Here is a 20,506-nt window from a genome sequence, read left to right on the forward strand (position 1 = left end):
TCGAGTAGGAGCGGGGCCTTTGTGCGCTGTCTCGGAGCGTCAGCGCAGCCGGGGGAAGTCGGCGCCGTCAGCGCGGCCAGGGGAAGTCGGCGCCGTCAGCGCAGCCAGGGGAGGTCGGCGCCCACCGGCTGGAGGCCGTCCGCGATGATCCGGCATGCGGCGCCGAACTGCTTGACCTGCTCGGGGGTGAGCCGGTCGAAGATGGCCGTCCGTACGGCGGTGACATGGCCGGGGGCGGTGTCCTGCAGCACCTTGAGCCCCTTGTCGGTCAGGACCGCGTTCTGTCCGCGCTTGTCGTCGGGGCAGTCCTCGCGCCGGACCCAGCCGTCCTTCTCCATGCGCGCGACGGCATGGGACAGCCGGGAACGGGTGATCTTGGCCGCCTCGGCCAGCTCGGTCATCCGCATCCGGTGGCGAGGCGCCCAGGAGAGCTTCACCAACAGGCCGTAGTAGACATGGGGCATGCCCGCGTCGCGCTGCAACTGGCGGTCGAGGTGGTCCTCCAGGAGCATGCTCGCCTGGACATACGCCTGCCAGCTGCGCTGTTCGTCTTCGGTCAGCCAACGCGGCTCGTCGGCGTCTGAGGGGGTTTTCATGGCGTCGTCCACGAGTCCATTCTAGGGAATTCTCTTTGAATCTTAAATAACTGTGCGCTACAGTGATAACTATATGCTTGAGACTTCAAGCATTTTGGCGAGCTCTGTCGACTGACGAGGAGTCCTCATGTCCGCGCTCGACGGGCGCATGCCCGCGCTCTACCTCAGCCATGGTGCTCCGCCGCTCGCCGACGATCCGGTCTGGCCGGGACAGCTCGCCGCCTGGGCCGCCGGCCTGCCCCGGCCCAACGCCATTCTCATGATCTCCGCTCACTGGGAAGAGGCGCCCCTGGCGATCGGCGCCACCCAACAGGTGCCTCTGGTCTATGACTTCTGGGGCTTCCCTCAGCACTATTACCAGGTGCGGTACGCCGCGCCGGGCGCCCCCGAACTCGCCGAGCGGATCCGCAAGACGCTGCGCACGGCCGGTACCCCGGTGCAGGACATCCCCGACCGGGGGCTGGACCACGGGGCGTATGTGCCCCTGGTCGAGATGTATCCGGAGGCCGACATCCCGGTTCTCCAGGTCTCGATGCCGACCCTCGACCCGCGGAAGCTGATGGAGATCGGCCGGAAGCTGGCGCCGCTGCGGGACGAGGGCGTCCTGATCGTCGGCAGCGGCTTCTTCACCCACAACCTGGCCGCGCTGCGGCATACCGGCCCGATGCCGCCCAGTTGGTCGGCCGAGTTCGACGACTGGGGGCAGCGGGCCCTGGACGCGCAGGACATCGACGCGCTGCTGGACTTCGAGCACGCGGCCCCGGCGGCAGGGCTCGCCCATCCGCGCACCGAACACTTCGCGCCGTTGTTCGTCACGCTGGGCGCGACGGAGGCGGAGCTGCGCAGTCAGCGGAGTGCGATCGACGGGTTCTGGATGGGGCTGGCGAAGCGGTCGTTGCAGTTCGGGTGAGGGTGAGGGTGAGGGTGAGGGTGAGGGTGAGGGGGCGGAGGTGGGGGCAGGGGCGGCTCAGCGGGTACGGCCTGGGTGGGGCTCTTGTCAGAGCACCGGGTCGATCATCGCGCAGGCGTGCAGTGCGGCGGCCAGGGCCCTCGGGTCCGTGCCCCGGGCGACATCGAGCGCGGTGTCGGTCAGCTTGATGGCGTGCTCATCGCCGTGCGCGGCGGCGCGGGCGAAGACCTCCTCGGGGGCGACCCCCTCCCCGGACGGCAACCGGTCGGCCGGGAGCGGCTCCCGCGGCGCGTACACCGCCGTGACCGCGGCACTCGCCGCCCATGCCGCGTCCAGGCTCGGCACCCACAGCTCGCGCGGCAGCGCGGGCAGGGCGCGGAGTACGGCGTTGGGCGCGGTGGCGGTGTGGACCAGCATGATCGGTTCGCCGTGGCCGTGGGTGGCGTAGCGATGCGTCGCGGCCCGTACGAGCTCGGTCAGACGCCGGCGCGCCTCCTCGGGCCGGTCGGCAACGGGGTTGTCGGGGTCGTCGGGGCCATCGGGGCCGTCAGGGTCCGGGCCGGGGCCGGTCGTCCGGCTGGGCTGCGGGGCGGTGGGCGGCCAGGTGGGAAAGGCGGTGAGCCGGGCCAGCCGGTCCCGTATGTCACCGCTCTGGTCGGCGATCGGCTCCACGGCGGCCAGCGCGTCGGCCGCCGCCCCGGAGGCGGGGCCCGGCTGCTGTCGGAGCGGCGGCAGCGGGGCGTGGCGGGCGGCCCAGTAGCCGAGGGCGTGGGCCAGCTCGGCGGTGCGGGGAGCGGCCGTCGTGCCCGGCTCGTCCAGCAGGGTCCGTACGGCGTGACCGACCCGGATCACCGGATGCGTCGCGCCGGCGGCGATGCCCGGCAGCAGCCGGGGCCACCACACGGCGAGCACGTCCTGCCAGGGGTGATCGGCGAGTTCCCGGTCGAAGTAGGCGGGCCAGTCGGCCAGCCGGCGTGGATCGCCGAGCGCCTCGCGCCAGTTCTCCTCGGTGATCGCGGCGTACGAGCGCGGCATCTCCTCCAGCTTGTGGCGATAGCGGTCCAGCCAGCGGTGCACGGTGCGCCCCTGGCCGTGGCGCACCAGTGCCTCCACGGCCATCGGCGCGTGATTGCTCAGCCATCCGTGCCGCTCGGGGCCGGAGGCGTGCAGTCGCTCGAGGGCTTCGTCGAGAGTTCCACTCGTGTCGTCTGTCATGACCTCACGCTAGGGAGGGCGGGACGGCCCCGGAACGGACCGGGGACGGAGCCGTGCGGGGACCAACGACCTAAGCCGGGCCAGGCCCGAGGGCTGGCCTTGAGGGCTGGCTTTGAGGGGCGGTCTTGAGGGCCGGTCTTGAGGGCTGAGCGTCACTCCCGAGGGCTGAGGGTCACTCCCGAGGGTGTTCCGCCCGTACGTGGAAGACGTAGAACGACATGCCCACCATCACGAGCCCCGCCCCCAGCCCGATCCCCGAGGACCGGTACACCGAGCCGCCGCTCACGGAGTGCAGAAAGCCGAGCGCACAGCCGAGGACCGTCCCGTAGAGCACGGCCCGGAGCTCCGGCATCAGGCCCGGAGTCATCCTGCCGAGGGCGTAGCAGAGCGCCCCGACCACCGCCGCCGACACCACGCCGAAGACGGCGGCTGTGGGGATGGTGGAGCCCTGGTTGTGGGTCACGAACATCACCCAGCCGCCGTAGAGCACCGCCAGAACGGCCGGGACGCCCCAGGAGGCGGAGGGGTGCGGCGGGAGGTGGAACTGCGGACGGCGGTGGTGGCTCACGGGGGCTGTGGGAGCTGTGAGGGAATGCATGGCGGAACCTCCTCGTCGCCGCGTCCCCGCCCTGGCCTGTCACTTTCCAGCGCACACCCATGCGGAGGGCCGGGCAACCCGGCACGATGGGCCATACGGGCAACCGGCGGCCCACGAGATTCGTCTTGACAGATGAGAGAAGGGCGGGAGAGCCGTAGCAGGCGACCGCACAGGGGGTCTGACCTGCGCTTCCCGGTGTCCCGGCGGTGCGCTGACCCGCGTGTGGCTGGACAGGATACTGCATGATCGTAAAAACGTGAGGGCCTGATGGGAATTCTGTCCTGATTCCAGTCGTTGTTTCCTTCGGACGGGGCACCCGACACCGGAGTGTCCGTCCATAGTCCGCGCCCGATCCATCTGTAAGGGAGCACGCATGGCAACCCGTGCCGTCGCCCGTAATCAGTCCGCCGCCGGTGGTGGCGCTGATGGGGCCAACAGCGTTCGCGCCTCAGGCGGGGAGATCGCCGATCGCGACCTGGTCGGCATGTATCTCGACGAGATCGCTCGTACCCCGTTGCTGGACGCGGCGAAGGAGGTCGAGCTTTCTCAGTCCATCGAAGCGGGGGTGTACGCCCAGCAGATCCTGGACGGGGACGTCGAGGACACCCCTGCCGCAGGTGCGAGCCGCGAGGAGCTGGAGGCGATAGCTGCCGAAGGCGCCCGCGCCAAGGACATCTTCATCCGCTCCAATCTGCGCCTCGTCGTGGCTGTGGCGCGCCGCTATCCGCGCAGTGGGCTCCCCCTGCTCGACCTGATCCAGGAGGGCAACGCGGGCCTGGTGCGCGCGGTGGAGAAGTTCGACTACACGAAGGGCTTCAAGTTCTCGACCTATGCCACGTGGTGGATCCGTCAGGCCATCACGCGCTCGATCGCGGATCAGTCCCGTACGATCCGGCTGCCCGTCCACCTGGTCGAGGAGCTCGGCCGGATCCGCCGAGTGCAGCGGGAGTTCAACCGTGAGCACGGCCGCGAGCCGGAGCACGCCGAGATCGCCAAGGAGCTCGGCTCCACGATGGAGCGGGTCTCGGATGTGCTGGACTGGGCCCGCGACCCGGTCAGTCTGAACATGTCGGTCGACGACGAAGGGGAGACCCAGTTCGGCGATCTGCTGGAGGACACCTCGGCCGTCTCGCCCGAGCAGTCGGTGATGACGCTGCTGCGCAGCGAGGAGCTGGAGGACCTGATCGGTCGCCTCGACGACCGCACCGCCTCCATCATCAAGGCGCGGTACGGCATCGACGACGGCCGGGAGCGCACCCTGACCGAGGTCGGCAAGCAGCATGGCCTCACGCGTGAGCGGATCCGCCAGATCGAGAAGCACGCATTGCTTGAGCTGAAGAAGATGGCCCGCCAGACCGGTTTCGACGCAGCGGCTTGAGTTCTCAGGCCAGCAGACCCCAGCCACCAGATCCCCTCCAACCCTGGACCGAGCCCCGGCGCCTCCCCCCCCGGCGCCGGGGCTCGCTTCTGCCTGTCCGTCTGTCTGTTGGGCTGTCTGTCTCTCTGTCGGGGTCTTCTGTCTGTCCGTTGCGGGCTGGGGATGGAGGGAGCGACCGGTCAGACGGCGAAGCCGCCGTCCACGGCGATCGACGCCCCGGTGATGTAACGGCCGCTGTCGCCCGCGAGATGAGCCACGGTCGCCGCGATCTCCGTGGTGCGGCCGTAGCGCCCGAGCGCGGTGAAGCCGCTCTGGAACGCGGCGTTCTCGCCGTCGGCCGGGTTCATATCGGTGTCCACGGGGCCGGGGTGGATCAGGTTGGCGGTGATTCCGCGCGGGCCGAGCTCACGGGCCAGGGCCTTGGTGAGGCCGGTGAGCGCGGTCTTGCTGGTCGCGTAGAGGCTGCCGCCGGGGAAGGCGACCCGCTCGGCCATACAGCTGCCGATGTTGATGATCCGCCCGCCGTCGGCCAGATGCGCGGTGGCCGCCTGCGCCAGGAGGAACGGCGCCCGGACGTTCACGGCGAGGACCCGGTCCACATCGTCCAGCGACAGCTCGGCGATGGGGCCGAGGACGCCGACACCCGCGTTGTTGACCAGGATGTCCAGGCGGCCGAACTCGGCGGCGGCCCCCTCCACGGCGGCCCGTACCGCCTGCGCGTCGACGCCGTCGACCCGCACGGCCCAGGCGCGGCGGCCGAGCGCCTTGATGCGGTCGACGACATCCGCCGCGCGCTCGGCCTGGCTGTGGTAGGTCAGGGCGACATCGGCGCCCTCCTCGGCGAGCCGGATCGCCACGGCCTCGCCGATGCCCCGGCTGCCGCCGGTGACCAGGGCCGCCTTGCCGTCGAGTGTCATGCCTTCTCCTCTATTCCCTGTATTCCTTGTATGCCAGGTATTTCTGGTATGCGGTAAAGACACCGCTACGCATAAAGACACCGCTATGCGCAAAAACTTCGCTATGCGGTGGTCCCGGAGGACATGACTCGATCCTGGCCGGGCGGCCCGCGGAAGTCCGGCGGGATTCGGACGGTGCGCTACGGCGATGGGCGGGCGGCCAGGGGCGGATCAGCCGGGGGCGGATCGGCCCGGGCTGATGCGGTGAGGCACGGCACATGTCCGGTCGAGTTTGTTTCGTGCCCGAGTCTGTTTACTTTCCTGCATCGCCCACGTAATCTGGCCGCGAAATCACAGGTTCGGGCATGGAAGGGACGTAAACCCACATGTACGCACCGGAGCGTCAGCAGGAGATTCTCCGACTCGCCCGCGAGGGCGGGCGGGTGGATGTCCTGTCCCTCGCCGAGGAGTTCCAGGTCACCGCCGAGACCGTACGGCGTGATCTGCGCGCCCTCGACCGGGCGGGGCTCGTCCGCCGTGTGCACGGGGGCGCCATCCCGGCCGGGCGGCTGGACTTCGAGCCCGATCTCGCCGAGCGCGAGTCCACCGCCGCCGATGAGAAGGACCGCATCGCGCGGGCCGCCATCGCGGAGCTGCCGTCCGACGGCAGCGTGATCATCGACGCCGGTTCGACGGCGGCCCGGTTCGCCGCCGCCCTCCCGCTGGAGGCCAAGCTCACCGTCGTCACCCACGCGCTGCCGGTCGCCGCCCGTCTCGCCGACCACCCCGGTATCGCGCTGCACCTCGTCGGCGGGCGGGTCCGCCATCGCACCCGGGCCGCCGTGGACGCATGGGCGCTGCGCGGCTACGGCGAGATCAAGGCCGATGTGGTCTTCCTCGCCACCAACGGCTTTTCGCTGGACGGCGGGCTCACCACACCCGATCTCGCGGAGGGCGCCGTCAAGAGCGCCATGATCGCGGCGGCCCGGCGGGTGGTGCTGCTCGCGGACTCCGCCAAGTTCGGCCGGGAGCACTTCGCCCGGTTCGGCGGCCTGGACGACGTCGATCTGCTCATCACGGACACCGGGCTCAGCCCCCAGGACGCCCTGGCCATCGAGCGCCAGGGCACGGAAGTGGCACGCGCATGATTCTCACCGTCACCCCCAACCCCAGCCTGGACCGTACGTACGAGATCCCCGCGCTGGAGCGCGGCGCCGTGCTGCGGGCCACGGCCGACCGGGTCGACCCCGGCGGAAAGGGCGTCAATGTCTCGCGCGCCGTGGCCGCCGCGGGGCAGCGCACGGTGGCCGTACTGCCGCTCGGCGGACCGGAGGGCGCGCTGCTCGCCCGGCTGCTGGAGGAGCTGGGCATCGAGGCGGCGGGCGTGCCCGTGGCGGGCTCGACCCGGGTCAACATCTCCGTGGCCGAACCGGACGGCACCCTCACCAAGCTCAACGCGAGCGGGCCCGAACTGAGCGACGCCGAGGCCGAGGCGGTGCTGGAGGCCGTCCGGACGAGGGTCGAGAGCGCCGACTGGATCGCCTGCTGCGGCAGCCTGCCCCGGGGGCTCGCGCCCGAGTGGTACGCCGAGCTGGTGGCGCGGGCCCACCGGGCGGGCGCCCGGATCGCACTGGACACCTCCGGCCCCTCGCTGACCGCCGCCCTGCGCGAGCGCCCCGATGTGGTGAAGCCCAACGCCGAGGAGCTGGCCCAGGCCGTGGGCCGTCCGCTGGTCACCGTGGGCGAGGCGGTCAAGGCGGCCGAGGAACTGCGCGAGCTGGGCGCCCGCGCCGTACTCGCCAGCCTGGGCGCCGACGGCCAACTGCTGGTCGACGAGACCGGCGCGTACTTCGGCACCGCCCGGGTCACCGCCGTGCGCAGCAACGTCGGCGCGGGCGACGCCTCGCTCGCCGGATTCCTCACGGCGGGCGGCTCCGGGCCCGCCGCACTCGCCTCGGCCGTGGCCCATGGAGCCGCCGCGGTGCAGTTGCCGGGCAGCGCCATGCCGACCCCGGCCGACCTCGACCCATCCGCCGTGGTCACCACGGCGGACATTCCGCTGGACCGTGTGCTCAAGGAGCCCACGTGACCGGCCGACCCCACTCCCACCCCCCAGTCCCCACTCCGTCCGCCCGCCCCCAGGGCGGCACCGCACACAAGGGAGCCGCGAGATGAGTGAGCTGATCACCGCGGATCTGGTCGACCTTGACCTGTCCGCCGACACCAAGGAAGCCGCCGCCCGGTCGCTCGCCGAACGCATGGTCGAGGCCGGCCGGGTCACCGACCTCGACGGCTTTCTCGCCGATGTGGCGGCGCGCGAGGAGCAGATGCCGACCGGCCTGGACGGCGGCATCGGCATACCCCACTGCCGCAGCGCCCATGTCACCGAGCCGACCCTGGCCTTCGGGCGCAGCGCGGCCCGGATCGACTTCGGCGCGGCGGACGGGCCGGCCGATCTGATCTTCCTGATCGCCGCCCCGGCGGGCGCGGACAGCGACCATCTGACGATCCTGTCGAGCCTTGCGCGACAGCTGATGAACGCCGAATTCACCGATGCGCTGCGCTCGGCCGACCAGCCCGAACAGGTGGCCGCCCTGATCCGCGGCGAGGAGCCCGCCACGGCTGAGCCCGCTGCGGCCGAGCCTGCTGCGGCCGAGTCCGCCGCCGCGGAGCCTGCTCCGGCCGAGCCTGCCGCCTCGGACTCGGCCGCGTCCTCGGCTGCCGCCCGGACGGCTTCGGAGCCGGTGGCCCCGTTCCGGATCGTGGCCGTCACGTCCTGTCCCACCGGTATCGCCCACACCTATATGGCCGCCGAGTCGCTGGAGAACGCCGCTCGCGAGGCCGGGGTCGAGCTGGTGGTCGAGACCCAGGGCTCGGCCGGATTCGACAAGCTCCCCGCCGCCACCATCGCCGCCGCCGACGCGGTGGTCTTCGCGCACGATGTGGAGGTGCGGGAGAAGGGCCGCTTCGCGGGCAAGCCGACGGTGGACGTCGGGGTGAAGGCGGGCATCAACCGCCCCGCCGAGCTCATCGCCGAGGCGCGCGGGAAGGCCGCGCGGGGCGAGATCGCCACACCGGCCGACGGCGCGGCGGAGGGCTCGGCGCCGATGGACGCGGACGGTGCCGCCGGTGACGGCTTCGGCACCCGGCTGCGCAAGTGGCTGATGACGGGCGTCAGTTACATGGTCCCGTTCGTCGCCGCGGGCGGTCTGCTGATCGCGCTCGCCTTCGCGATCGGCGGCTACGAGATCGCGAACGCCAAGTCCGTGGCGGACCACTTCGTCTGGACCGAGAGCAGCAGCTGGGCGGCGCTGCTCTTCCAGATCGGCGGTGCGGCGTTCACCTTCCTGGTGCCGGTCCTGGCGGGCTATATCGCCTACGGCATGGCCGATCGGCCCGGTCTGGTCCCCGGATTCGTGGGCGGCTACATCGCGACCACCATCAAGGCCGGATTCCTCGGCGGTCTGGTCGCGGGTCTGATCGCCGGCGCGGTCGTCATGGCCATCCAGCGGTTCAAGGTCCCGGCGTCGCTGCGCGGCATCATGCCGGTGGTGGTGATCCCGCTGATCTCCTCCGCGATCGTCGGCGTCCTGATGTTCGTGGTGATCGGCAAGCCCATCGCCTCCGCGCAGGAGGCGATGACCGACTGGCTCAACGGCCTCTCCGGCGCCAACGCCATCGGCCTCGGCGTCCTCCTCGGCCTGATGATGTGCTTCGACCTGGGCGGCCCGGTCAACAAGGTGGCCTACGCCTTCGCGACCGGCGGTATCGCGGTGTCGGACCCGTCCACCGGAAGCCTCAAGATCATGGCGGCGGTGATGGCCGCCGGTATGGTCCCGCCGCTGGCGATGGCCCTCGCCACCACCGTGCGCGGGCGGCTGTTCACCAAGGCCGAGCGGGAGAACGGCAAGGCCGCCTGGGTGCTGGGTGCCTCCTTCATCAGTGAGGGCGCCATTCCGTTCGCCGCGGCGGATCCGCTGCGGGTGATCCCCTCGTCGATGGTGGGCGGTGCCGTCACCGGTGCGCTGTCGATGGCCTTCGACTGCACGCTGCGCGCACCGCACGGCGGCATCTTCGTGGTCCCGCTGATCGGCCAGCCGTTCCTCTACCTGCTGGCCATTGTGGCGGGCACGGTGGTCTCGACCGGTCTGGTGGTCTTCCTCAAGGGGCTGCGGAAGACGGCGGAGCCGGGGGCCACCGGCCAGGCGGGCGGCGGTGCTGCCGCGGGCGGTACCACCGAGGACGAGTCGAAGGTGGCGGTGGCGGTCTGACCGCATCTCAGCCACCCCCTGTCGGGCTCGGCGGCCCGCCCACCTCCGTGGGCGGGCCGCCGCTCTTCGTGGGCGGGTCGCCGGTCTCCGTGGGTGGGTCGCCGGTCTCCGTGGGCAGACCGCGCGAGGCGTAGTAGGCGCCGAGTGCGGCCTCGCCACCCGACCCCATGGCGGTCGCGATCCGCTGGAAGCGGACCGACCGCAGATCACCGGCGGTGAAGACCCGGGGATGCTGGCTCCCGGGAGGGCAGTACCCGGACCGGTCGGCCACCACGGCCCCGGCCGGGGGAGCCGGGGCGCTGCCCAGGTTGAGGAAGGCGAGATCGGCCGTGAGCGTCCGCCGCTCGCCCTCCACCGTCTCGACCTCGGCGGTGAACGGTGCCGACGCGGACCCGGGCCCCAACTCCAGCCGCCGCACGGCCACCAGCTCCACCCGGGGGTCCCGCCGGATCTCCTCGGCCTTATAGGCGTCCTCGGGCGGATACGCCACCACAAACCGGGCCTTGAGCTCCGGATGAGCCCGCACCACGGTCCCCAGGGGCCGGTCCGCCCCCAGGACCAGCACCGTCCGGTCGTCGATCGCCGCCGGATCCGCCTCCCACAGCTGCGGCAGTGCCCGGCCCGCCGCGCCCCCGAGCCATCCCGCTCCCTCGGGACCCAGCGGCCCGACCCCCGTGGCGATGACCACATACGGAGCGGTCAGTCGCGAGCCAGGAGCCGCAGCGGACCCCGCAGCCTCCACGGTTTCCACCGGCTCCACGGAGTCCACCGGCTCGATCGTGACCTCGACGCGGTCGTCGAAGGCATCGACCAGCGTGGCGCGGCGGCCCAGCTCCACCCGGCACAGATCACACTGCGCCAGGTCGGCCTCGATCGCTGCCGCCAGATCCGGGCCGTTGGTGACGGTGAGGACATTGCGCACCACCGGGATGCGCCGCAGTGCCCCGCACAGGGCGTCGCCCGGCTCGATCAGCACCGAGCGCATCCCCACGCTCGCCGCCATCACGGCGGCGGCGCAGCCCGCCGGGCCACCGCCGACGATCAGCAGATCCGTATCCATCCGAAGCCCCCCTTCTCTTCGTCGCTCCGGCCCGCTTCTCTCCCGGCCGGACGCTTCCTTCTCTCCCGGCCCCGCGGATCAGAGGCCGTAGAGATCCCGGTACGCGGGGAAGACACCGCCCGGGCCGTCCACGGTCTCCGCCGCGAGCACCGCCTTGACCACCGCCCGGGTCAACATGTCCGCCCCGGCCGCCAGGACCTCGTTCAGCGCACCGCTCTCCCGGTGCACCCCGAACGCCGGATCGCCGGCGTCCTCGGGGTCGCCCTCCGGTATCAGCGGGCGTCCGCAGGTGGCCAGGGCGAATACCGTGTCGCCGTCGGAGAGCAGATGCACCGGCCGGACGGCCCGCGCCAGACCGTCGTGCGCCGTACCCGCGAGCTTCTGCGCCTGGGCCCGGGTGAGCACGGCGTCGGTGGCGACCACGGCCAGCGTGGTGTTCAGCGGAGGCCGCACCGACGCGGCCTGCCGCCGCTCCGACTCGGCCCGCGCGGCGGTCAGCCGGCGCATCGCCTCCACGTGGACGGCAGCACCGGGCCGGTGCGGGCCGCCCTCCTCCGACGATCCGTAGTGCTCCCCGTACAGCGCACCCGTTCCGGGATCGACGACCGATCCCGCGGCGTTGACCACCACGAGCGCGGCCACCGTGACGCCGGACGGCAGCACCGTGGAGGCCGAACCCGTGCCGCCCTTGAGCCCACCGGCCACCGCGCCCGTACCCGCCCCCACATTGCCCTGCGCGACCGGAGCCCCCGTCTCCGAACCGGCCGCCGCGTCGATCGCCTCGCGCCCCAGCGCGGCGTCCGGGCGGGCCCGCCAGTCGCCGCCCCGGCCCAGGTCGAAGAGGGCGGCGGTGGGGACCACCGGAACGACCTGCGCCGGATCGGGGCCGACCCGGAAGCCCCGGCCGTGGTCCTCCAGCCAGGAAGCCACCCCCGAGGCGCTGTCGAGTCCGAAGGCGCTGCCGCCGGTCAGTACGACGGCATCGACGCGCTGGACCAGATTGCGCGGATCGAGGGCATCGGTCTCACGAGTGCCGGGGCCACCGCCGCGCACATCTACGGCGGCGACCGCACCGCCCTCGGGGGCCAGCACCACGGTCGTCCCGGTGAGCCGGCCGCTGCCGGACCGCTGGGCATGGCCCACCCGCAGTCCGTGGACATCTGTCAGGCCGTCGGCCGGACCGGTGGGAGTTGATTCGGGGTTTGTCCGCTCGGCATCCATGGAAGCTATGCGTAGCACGGGAAGCCGTGGCATGGTCGAGTGGCGAGGCGCGAACCACTCCGGTATCCGCTCTTCCGCGATCGCCGCCGAAGCGCGTCGGACGGGATGAGGACCTCTCATATAGAGGGCGTTCATCAGACGTTGATGGCCTGACAGCAATCTGAGCTGTATGCCGTTCGCCCCCGTCCGAAAGAAGACCGCCGTGCCCCGTAGCTCTCGGACGGAGGAGCTCCCGACACCGGCCGCCGACCCTCGGCGGGCCGCCCGGGTGGCCCTCCGCTGGATCAGCGAGCCGGACTGCACCGAGGAGCTCACCCATGCCGAGCTGCTCGACCAGGCGGCCCGGGCCGCCGCCGCGCTCACCCGGCTCGGCGTCCGCGCCGGGGACCGGGTGGCGGTCCATCTGCCGCTGGTGCCCGAATCCGTGATCGCCACGCTCGCCTGCGGCCGGCTCGACGTCGTCCGCGCCAGCCTCCCCGTGGGGCTGCGCCCCCATGAGCTGCGCGACCGGATCAGGGAGGTCGGCGCCAAGGTCGTCATCACCGCGGACGCCGGGCAGCACGGCGGAGAGATACAGCCGCTCAAGCGCCACGTCGATCGGGCGCTGGCCGGCTGCCCCGAGGTGCGGTCCGTGCTGGTGGTCCACCGGCTGGCCGGCCCGGTGTCCTGGCGGCCCGGGCGTGACCTGTGGTGGCACGACGAGCTCGGCCGATACACCGAGCCGCTGCCCGGGCCGTACTCTTGAGGCATGAGCACCGCCCCTGCCCCTGGACCGCGCGATCCGGCCGCCGCGCTGATCTTCGACGATCCCTTCGCGCAGCGGTCATCGGACGATACGGACCACGGGTGGGGTGAGCGGGTTCCCGGCGGCGACAGTGCCGGCGATGCCGCTGATCTGGCCCGGTTCCTCGACGAGAAGCCGCCCCACCACCTCTGACGGATTCCTAGGCGCTGGAGCCGCTGCCGCCACCGTCGCGGACGGTGGCGCGCTGTGCCACCAGCTCGTCCCGGATCTCGCGCAGCAGAATGATCTCCTCGGCATCCGCGACGGCCTGCTCCTCCTCCGCCTGCGCCTCCTTGGCGGCCTTCCGCGCCAGATAGCGCGACATCGGCAGGACCATCAGGAAGTACACCACCGCCGCGGTGATCAGGAAGGTCAGCACGGCGGAGAGCACGCTTCCCCAGAGGATCGGGATGCCGTGGACGATATCGCCCGTGGCGTTGGTCTCGCAGGGCGCCTTGAGACAGGAGCGGTACTTCTCGAGGTCCTTCGTGCCGAAGGCTCCGACTATGGGGTTGATGAGGCCCTTCACTATCGAGTTCACGACGGCGGTGAAAGCGGCTCCGATGACGACCGCGACGGCCAAGTCGATCACATTGCCGCGCATCAGGAAGGCTTTGAACCCTTCCATGACGCTCTTCTTCTCCTCGGTCACCTTCTCCTGGCTCAACCCACTGCCTCTCTTTCGCCGCGTCGGTGCTTGAGCGGACGGTTCCGCAACCTACACCCGCAGGTGAGAGGGGCATCAGGGCGGTCGGGGGAGTCAGCTGCGGCACAGCGCCACCGCCAGTCGGGAGTCGGCAGCGGCCCCGGCCAGCGCGGTGGCGTCCGCTCGCTCCACCGTCAGCACCACCAGCGCCCCGCCGCCGATCGCCGCGCCGTCGAGCGCGCCGCCGCCGTCCAGCGCCCCGTCGCCGCTCGCATCCGCGTCCGGATCGGCCTCCGGTGCGCCGCCGTCGGCTCGGCCGTCCGTCGCGCGGGCGCTCCGGGACCCCGGCACCTCGGCCACCCGGACCCCACGCGCGACCACCCGCGCCGTAGTACCGGACGGCCGGGTCCGTGCGGCGTCCGGAAGCGGCGTGGCCAGCACATCCACCCGGTCGCCGGGGTGCAGCAGCCGTACCGCCGCCGCGTCGGCGATCCGGACCGGCGCCGAGACCATGGCGGGGCGCGGGCCGCCCCGCCGCTCCTCACCCGCGGGCGCGGGCGCCCGGGAGGACACCGCGTCCGTGTGCCCCCGGCCGGACGGTGCGGCGGCCGCGAGTGCGGCGGCCGTCAGCGCCAGCCCGGCCGCCATCGTGCGGCGGCGCCGCACGGTCCGCCGCAGCCCGAATCCGCCGGTGCGCCCGGTGCGCACGGGATCGAAGCGTGGCACCGCACGGGCCGGGGGAGCGGAGCGGGGTAACGCGAGGGTGGGGGACGGATGGGACATGGCACATCACCGCCTGCCGTGAGGGTCCGGGTGCTTCTGGCCCCCTCACCATGCCCGCCCCCGCCCGATCCCGCTCGGGCCTGTGGACGGCCACCGGGCTGTGGAAAACTCGGCCACCCGCGCGAGCGACACCCGCCCCGTCCGGCTGCCCCCGCGCCGCGCCTACGGAAGCTCGATCCCCAGGTCCCAGCCGTCGTGGGCGTGGGTGCACAGGCAGTCCCGTGCGGAGGTCTCCGGCAGCCTGCCCACCGCGTCGAAGAGCACCTCGCGCAGTCGGCCCACGTTCTCCCCGAAGACCTTCAGCACCTCGGTGTGGGTGACGCCCTCGCCGGTCTCGACCCCCGCGTCCAGGTCGGTGACCAGCGTCAACGACGTGTAGCAGAGGCCCAGTTCGCGGGCCAGTACCGCCTCCGGGTGGCCCGTCATGCCGACCACCGACCAGCCCTGCGCGGCATGCCAGCGCGATTCGGCCCGGGTGGAGAAGCGCGGTCCCTCGATCACGCACATCGTCCCGCCGTCCACCGGCTCCCAGCCGCGTCCCCGCGCCGCGTCCACGGCTGCCTTCCGGCCGACCGGGCAGTACGGGTCGGCGAAAGTGGTGTGCACCACATTCGGGATCCGCCCGTCCGGCAGCTGTTCGCCGTCGAAGTAGGTCTGCGTACGCCCCTTCGTGCGGTCCACCAGCTGGTCCGGGACGAGCAGCGTGCCAGGTCCGTACTCCGGCTGCAGCCCGCCGACCGCGCACGGGCCGAAGACCTGCCGCACCCCGAGCGAGCGCAGGGCCCAGAGGTTGGCGCGGTAGTTGATGCGGTGCGGCGGCAGATGGTGCTTGCGGCCATGCCGTGGGAGGAAGGCGACCCGCCGCCCCTCGATGTCACCGAGGACGAGCGAGTCGCTCGGCGCCCCATAGGGAGTCTCCACGGTGATCTCGGTCACGTCGTCGAGGAACGTGTAGAACCCCGATCCCCCGATGACCCCTATGTCTGCTTGCCTGCTGGTCTCGACCATGTGATCACCCTAGCCAGCCGCGCCCACGCGAACGACACCCCGCCGCCTCCGGGGGAGGCGACGGGGTGTCGATGAAGCCGAAGAACCAGGCGGCCGGATCAGGCGGCCGAGCTCGACGTCGAGGACGACGAGGATGACGTCGACGACGAAGACGTCGAGGAGGAGGACGAGGAAGAGGAGTCCGAGGACGAGGAAGACGTCGAGGAGGACGACGAGTCGGAGCTGTCACTCTTCGCCGCCGACTTGCTGGAACCGCCGCTCGAGCTGCTGGAGGAGGAGCGGCTGTCGTTCCGGTAGAAGCCGGAGCCCTTGAACACGATGCCGACCGCCGAGAACACCTTCTTCAGGCGTCCCTTGCAGTTGGGGCACTCGGTGAGCGCGTCGTCGCTGAACTTCTGCACCGCCTCGAGGCCCTCGCCGCACTCGGTGCACTGGTACTGATAGGTCGGCACGTTCTTCCTCCTGGCACTCTCACTCAATGAGTGCTAACGACGCTCCATAGTGCAGTATTCCTGCCCGTCAGTCCACCGGGACGAGACATGCAGTGATCGAACACACCGCCCGAGGCGGCCTCCGACGGGCTCCTCAACCCGCTCCCGTGCCCAGCCAGCCCGCCAGCTTGCCGCCCCGGCCCACCGCCCGCAGTCGCTGCTCCGCCGCGTCGCGCACCGGGTCCGTGGCCACTACCAGCAGTTCGTCGCCGCGCCGCAGCATCGTCGAGGGCAGCGGTACGAAGCTGGTCTCGTCCCGGACCACCAGGGTGACGGCGGCCCCCGGGGGCAGCCGCAACTCGCCGATCTCCACGCCGTGCATCTTGGACGACTGGGGGATCGACACCGACAGCAGATGGCCACGCAGCCGCTCCAGTGGCGCCGACTCGATGCCCAGGTCGGCCGGCTCGGGCTCCTCGAGCCGCAGCCGGGGTGCGAGCCAGGGCAGCGTCGGCCCCTGGACCAGGGTGTAGACGATCACCAGCACGAAGACGATGTTGAAGATCCGGCGGCTGTCGGGCACATCGCTGACCACCGGGATGGTCGCCAGCACGATCGGCACCGCCCCGCGCAGCCCGGCCCAGGACAGCAGGGCCTTCTCCCGCCAGGGCAACCGGAACGGCGCCGTGCTGACCATGACCGACACCGGACGGGCCACCACGGTCAGCACCAGCCCCACCGCGAGGGCGGGCAGGATGTCATCGCCCAGTTCATGCGGGGTGACCAGCAGCCCCAGTAGGACGAACATCCCGATCTGGGCGAGCCAGCCCAGCCCCTCGGCGAAGCCGCGCGTCGCCGGCCAGTGCGGCAGCCGTGCGTTGCCCATGATGAGCGCGGCGAGGTAGACGGCGAGGAAGCCGGACCCGTGCGCCAGCGAACCCGCCGCGTAGGCGGTCACCGCGATGGCGATCACCGCGATCGGGTACAGACCCGAGGCGGGCAGCGCCACATGCCGCAGGCCGTAGGCGCCCAGCCAGCCGACCGCGATGCCGATCACCGCGCCGATCGCCAGCTCCAGGGCGATCGTGCCGATCAGGGAGTACCAGGACTCCATGGGGCCCTGGCTGGAGAAGGCGACCACCAGGATCACCACAGGGGCGTCATTGAAGCCCGACTCGGCCTCCAGGACACCCGTGAGCCGCTTGGGCAGCGGCACCGTGCGCAGCACCGAGAAGACCGCCGCCGCGTCCGTGGACGACACCACCGCGCCGATGATCAGCGCCTGTCGCCAGTCCAGTCCCACCACGTAGTGCCCCGCCGCCGCGGTGATTCCCACGCTCACCGCGACGCCCACGGTGGACAGGACGGCGGCCGCCGGCAGGGCGGGTTTGATCTCGCCCCACTTCGTGCCCAGACCGCCTTCGGCCAGGATGACGACCAGCGCGGCGTAGCCGAGGATCTGCGTCAGCTCGGCGTCGTTGAAGGTGACGCCGATCCCGTCCGTGCCGATGGCGACGCCGATCCCGAGATAGATCAGCAGCGTGGGCAGTCCACTGCGTGATGACACCCTTACGGCCGCCACCGCGAAGAGCAGGACGAGGGAGCAGATCAACAGCAGCTCATTGAGGTGGTGAACAGTCAGGGGCCGACCCTTTCTCGCGGGAGCGGGGGGAACGCTGCGAAGGGGTCCCCACCGACCGGAACTTCATTGCCTTACCTAACATTTTACGGGATCTTGACGCGAGCCTTCCATGAGAAGGCTTCACCGAGGTGTACGAGCCCGGACGGTGGCCGGTGCGGGGCGTCAGTCATGACTCCGCGTAGGGGTGGCGACAGCGCTGCGCCTATGGTTGCTCCAGCACTCCAGGTTCACCCTGCCCCTCGAAGGACAGCGATGCCCGCCAACACAACCGGCTCTTCTCCCAAAAAGAAGAAGAGCCGACGTCTCCGCCTGATCGTGATCGCAGTCGTGCTGCTGCTCGTCGGGGGCGTCGGCTACGGCGCGTACTGGAGCATCAGTACAGTTCGAGCCTCATTCCCGGAGACCACGGGATCGCTGCAGCTGAAGGGGTTGTCCGGCCCCGTGCAGGTCAAACGTGACGGCTACGGGATACCTCAGATCTACGCCGGCACCTCCGAGGACCTCTTCCGCGCCCAGGGGTTCGTCCAGGCCCAGGACCGCTTCTGGGAGATGGACGTCCGCCGCCATATGACCGCGGGCCGGCTCTCGGAGATGTTCGGTTCCGGCCAGGTGGAGACCGACGCGTTCCTGCGCACCATGGGCTGGCACCGGGTGGCCAAGCAGGAGTACGACACCAAGGTGTCGGCCGACACCAAGAAGAATCTGCGGGCCTACTCCGACGGCGTCAACGCCTACCTCAAGGACCACCAAGGGGACGCGCTGTCGGTCGAGTACGCGGCCCTGGACTTCAAGAACGACGGCTACAAGCCCGAGAAGTGGACCCCGGTCGACTCGTTGGCGTGGCTGAAGGCGATGGCCTGGGACCTGCGCGGCAACATGCAGGACGAGGTGGACCGCGCCCTGGCCTCCAACCGGCTCAGCGCCAAGCAGATAGACCAGCTCTACCCGTCCTACCCGTACAGCCGGAACAAGCCGATCGTCCAGGGCGGCGCCGTCAACGGGGTCACGGACGAGTTCGACCCCAAGGGCACCCCGGCCGGTTCCACGAGCGGCACGGGCGGCACCGGCTCGGTGGACGGAGGGGCCACCGGAGCCGCTCAGGGGCTGCAGACGCAGCTGTCCTCGCTCTCCAAGACCCTGGACGACGTCCCGGCGCTGCTGGGCCCGAACGGGACCGGTATCGGCTCCAACTCGTGGGTGGTCTCCGGCAAGTACACGACCACCGGCAAGCCGCTGCTCGCCAACGACCCGCACCTGGCGCCCCAGCTGCCGTCCGTCTGGTACCAGATGGGGCTGCACTGCAAGCAGGTCAGCAGCGCGTGTCCGTACGACACGGCGGGCTTCACCTTCGCCGGTCTGCCCGGTGTGGTCATAGGTCACAATCAGGACATCAGCTGGGGCATGACCAACCTCGGCGCCGACGTCAGCGACCTGTACCTGGAGAAGGTCACCTCCGACGGCTATCTCTACGACGGCAAGCAGATCCCGTTCACCACCCGCGAGGAGACCATCAAGGTCGCGGGCGGCGCGAGCCGTAAGATCACCGTCCGCACCACCAACAACGGCCCGATCGTCTCCGACCGCGACGACGAGCTCGCCGACGTCGGTAAGGACGCCCCGGTGGGCACCGGCGCCGATGACGTGGCGCCCGACCGCGGCGACGGCTACGCGGTGGCGCTGAAGTGGACCGCGCTGAGCCCGTCCAACACCATGGACTCGGTCTTCAAGCTCAACACCGCCAAGAACTTCAGCGACTTCCGCAAGGCGGCCCGCGACTTCGCGGTGCCCTCGCAGAACCTCATCTACGCCGACACCAAGGGCAACATCGGCTACCAGGCGCCCGGCCAGATCCCGGTGCGCTCCCAGGGCGACGGCCGCTACCCGGCGCCCGGCTGGGACTCGCGCTACAAGTGGAGCAAGTACATCCCGCAGTCGGCGCTGCCCTGGGAGCTCAATCCGGATCGCGGCTATATCGTCACCGCCAACCAGGCCGTCATAGACAAGAAGAACTACCCGTATCTGCTGACCGACGACTGGGGCTACGGCGCGCGGAGTCAGCGCATCACCGACCTCATCGAGTCGAAGGTCAAGGACGGCGGGAAGATCTCCACGGACGACATGCAGTCCCTGCAGATGGACAACAGCAGCGAGATCGCCAAGCTGCTGACGCCCTATCTGCTGAAGATCGACGTCAAGGACGACTACGTACGCCAGGCCCAGAAGCTGCTGGAGAGCTGGGACTACACCCAGGACTCGGACTCGGCGGCCGCCGCGTACTTCAACGCCGTCTGGCGCAACACCCTCAAGCTGGCCTTCGGCGACAAGCTCCCCAAGGAGCTGCGGGTCAAGGGAGAGTGCCTGCGGGTGCGCCCGGCCGACGACTCGGGTCCGCTGGAGGACCTGAACGGCAACACCCGGCTGGTCCGCGAATGCGGTAAGCGCGACCCCGACATGGCCCAGCCCGACGGCGGCGACCGCTGGTACGAGATCGTGCGCAAGATCATCAAGGACCCGAAGAACGACTGGTGGAAGACGGCGGGCACCCGCAACAAGCCCGGCGCCACCAACCGTGACGAGCTGCTGGGGCAGGCCATGCGGGCCGCGCGCTCGGAGCTCACCGCCAAGCTGGGCAAGGACATCAACAGCTGGAGCTGGGGCCGGCTGCACCGGCTGACGCTGAAGAACCAGACCCTGGGCACCGACGGCCCCGGCGCGGTGCAGTGGCTCCTCAACCGCGGACCGTGGAACCTCTCCGGCGGCGAGGCGGCGGTCAACGCCACCGGCTGGAACGCGGCGGGCGGCTACGACGTCACCTGGGTCCCCTCGATGCGGATGGTCGTCAACCTCGACAACCTCGACAAGTCGCGCTGGATCAACCTCACCGGCGCCTCCGGCCACGCCTACAACGCGCACTACACGGACCAGACCGAGAAGTGGGCGAAGGGCGAGCTGCTGCCCTGGGCGTTCAACAAGAGCGCCGTGGACAAGTCGACGGAGGACGAGCTGGCGCTCACCCCGTAGCGATCCATGGAGCACCCGGGGCCCGCACGGGGCCCCGAAGGGCCCG

The 20,506-nt window shown here is 71.0% G+C and carries 19 protein-coding genes; 8 read left to right on the forward strand and 11 right to left on the reverse strand.

Annotated elements, in window-relative coordinates:
• Positions 1-95: 95 nt before the first annotated feature.
• Positions 96-596 (reverse strand): MarR family winged helix-turn-helix transcriptional regulator, encoded by a 501-nt coding sequence (locus tag JK364_RS32410; protein ID WP_201854924.1) that lies wholly within the window; start codon positions 594-596, stop codon positions 96-98.
• Positions 597-723: 127 nt separating this feature from the next.
• On the opposite strand from JK364_RS32410, the gene JK364_RS32415 reads away from it, so the two are divergent.
• Positions 724-1,506 carry a dioxygenase family protein gene (locus tag JK364_RS32415; RefSeq protein WP_201854925.1) on the forward strand — a complete coding sequence of 261 codons (783 nt, stop codon included), beginning with the start codon at positions 724-726 and terminating at the stop codon, positions 1,504-1,506.
• 87 nt (positions 1,507-1,593) lie between these two features.
• Here JK364_RS32415 and JK364_RS32420 read toward each other — a convergent pair whose 3' ends face one another.
• Both JK364_RS32420 and JK364_RS32425 read right to left on the reverse strand, forming a co-directional pair.
• Positions 1,594-2,721: a questin oxidase family protein gene (locus tag JK364_RS32420; protein ID WP_201854926.1), complete on the reverse strand. Its 1,128-nt coding sequence runs from the start codon at positions 2,719-2,721 to the stop codon at positions 1,594-1,596.
• Positions 2,722-2,893: 172 nt separating this feature from the next.
• Positions 2,894-3,319, reverse strand: coding sequence for a hypothetical protein (locus JK364_RS32425; protein WP_201854927.1), 426 nt, complete (start codon positions 3,317-3,319; stop codon positions 2,894-2,896).
• Between the two features lie 373 nt (positions 3,320-3,692).
• On the opposite strand from JK364_RS32425, the gene JK364_RS32430 reads away from it, so the two are divergent.
• Positions 3,693-4,697 (forward strand): sigma-70 family RNA polymerase sigma factor, encoded by a 1,005-nt coding sequence (locus JK364_RS32430; protein ID WP_201854928.1) that lies wholly within the window; start codon positions 3,693-3,695, stop codon positions 4,695-4,697.
• Between the two features lie 179 nt (positions 4,698-4,876).
• On the opposite strand, the gene JK364_RS32435 is transcribed toward JK364_RS32430, so the two are convergent.
• On the reverse strand, positions 4,877-5,614 hold the full coding sequence (locus tag JK364_RS32435) for an SDR family NAD(P)-dependent oxidoreductase (RefSeq protein ID WP_201854929.1): 738 nt from the start codon (positions 5,612-5,614) through the stop codon (positions 4,877-4,879).
• 365 nt (positions 5,615-5,979) lie between these two features.
• Here JK364_RS32435 and JK364_RS32440 point away from each other — a divergent pair, with 365 nt between their 5' ends.
• From JK364_RS32440 to JK364_RS32450, 3 genes are all read left to right on the forward strand, one after another.
• Positions 5,980-6,741 (forward strand): DeoR/GlpR family DNA-binding transcription regulator, encoded by a 762-nt coding sequence (locus JK364_RS32440; protein ID WP_086886097.1) that lies wholly within the window; start codon positions 5,980-5,982, stop codon positions 6,739-6,741.
• Positions 6,738-7,682 carry a 1-phosphofructokinase gene (pfkB, locus tag JK364_RS32445; protein WP_201854930.1) on the forward strand — a complete coding sequence of 315 codons (945 nt, stop codon included), beginning with the start codon at positions 6,738-6,740 and terminating at the stop codon, positions 7,680-7,682. Before JK364_RS32440 ends, pfkB begins: the two co-directional genes overlap by 4 nt.
• An 82-nt stretch (positions 7,683-7,764) precedes the next feature.
• On the forward strand, positions 7,765-9,864 hold the full coding sequence (locus tag JK364_RS32450) for a PTS fructose transporter subunit IIABC (RefSeq protein WP_201854931.1): 2,100 nt from the start codon (positions 7,765-7,767) through the stop codon (positions 9,862-9,864).
• Between the two features lie 7 nt (positions 9,865-9,871).
• Here the strand turns inward: JK364_RS32450 and JK364_RS32455 are convergent, their stop codons facing one another.
• Positions 9,872-10,924 (reverse strand): FAD-dependent oxidoreductase, encoded by a 1,053-nt coding sequence (locus JK364_RS32455; protein WP_201854932.1) that lies wholly within the window; start codon positions 10,922-10,924, stop codon positions 9,872-9,874.
• Positions 10,925-11,002: 78 nt separating this feature from the next.
• A complete protein-coding gene (locus tag JK364_RS32460; protein WP_201854933.1) occupies positions 11,003-12,145 on the reverse strand; it encodes a P1 family peptidase in 1,143 nt (380 codons plus the stop codon).
• A 202-nt stretch (positions 12,146-12,347) separates the two neighbouring features.
• Between JK364_RS32460 and JK364_RS32465 the strand changes: the two genes are divergently transcribed.
• On the forward strand, positions 12,348-12,890 hold the full coding sequence (locus JK364_RS32465) for an AMP-binding protein (protein ID WP_307841441.1): 543 nt from the start codon (positions 12,348-12,350) through the stop codon (positions 12,888-12,890).
• Positions 12,891-12,893: 3 nt separating this feature from the next.
• Positions 12,894-13,082 (forward strand): hypothetical protein, encoded by a 189-nt coding sequence (locus tag JK364_RS32470; RefSeq protein ID WP_201854935.1) that lies wholly within the window; start codon positions 12,894-12,896, stop codon positions 13,080-13,082.
• Positions 13,083-13,089: 7 nt separating this feature from the next.
• On the opposite strand, the gene mscL is transcribed toward JK364_RS32470, so the two are convergent.
• The 5 genes from mscL to JK364_RS32495 form a co-directional block, all read right to left on the reverse strand.
• Complete coding sequence (gene mscL / locus JK364_RS32475; RefSeq protein ID WP_138915960.1) at positions 13,090-13,557, reverse strand: large conductance mechanosensitive channel protein MscL; 468 nt, start codon at positions 13,555-13,557, stop codon at positions 13,090-13,092.
• Positions 13,558-13,689: 132 nt separating this feature from the next.
• A complete protein-coding gene (locus JK364_RS32480; RefSeq protein ID WP_201854936.1) occupies positions 13,690-14,358 on the reverse strand; it encodes an RcpC/CpaB family pilus assembly protein in 669 nt (222 codons plus the stop codon).
• Positions 14,359-14,520: 162 nt separating this feature from the next.
• Positions 14,521-15,366: an S-methyl-5'-thioadenosine phosphorylase gene (locus tag JK364_RS32485; protein ID WP_044571131.1), complete on the reverse strand. Its 846-nt coding sequence runs from the start codon at positions 15,364-15,366 to the stop codon at positions 14,521-14,523.
• Between the two features lie 98 nt (positions 15,367-15,464).
• Positions 15,465-15,818, reverse strand: coding sequence for an FmdB family zinc ribbon protein (locus JK364_RS32490; RefSeq protein WP_201854937.1), 354 nt, complete (start codon positions 15,816-15,818; stop codon positions 15,465-15,467).
• A 133-nt stretch (positions 15,819-15,951) separates the two neighbouring features.
• Complete coding sequence (locus tag JK364_RS32495; RefSeq protein WP_201855129.1) at positions 15,952-17,439, reverse strand: potassium/proton antiporter; 1,488 nt, start codon at positions 17,437-17,439, stop codon at positions 15,952-15,954.
• Between the two features lie 252 nt (positions 17,440-17,691).
• Between JK364_RS32495 and JK364_RS32500 the strand changes: the two genes are divergently transcribed.
• A complete protein-coding gene (locus JK364_RS32500) occupies positions 17,692-20,460 on the forward strand; it encodes a penicillin acylase family protein (RefSeq protein ID WP_201854938.1) in 2,769 nt (922 codons plus the stop codon).
• The last annotated feature ends 46 nt before the right edge of the window (positions 20,461-20,506 follow it).

The organism is Streptomyces endocoffeicus (genome assembly GCF_016741935.1).
In the GTDB taxonomy this organism is placed as follows: domain Bacteria; phylum Actinomycetota; class Actinomycetes; order Streptomycetales; family Streptomycetaceae; genus Streptomyces; species Streptomyces endocoffeicus.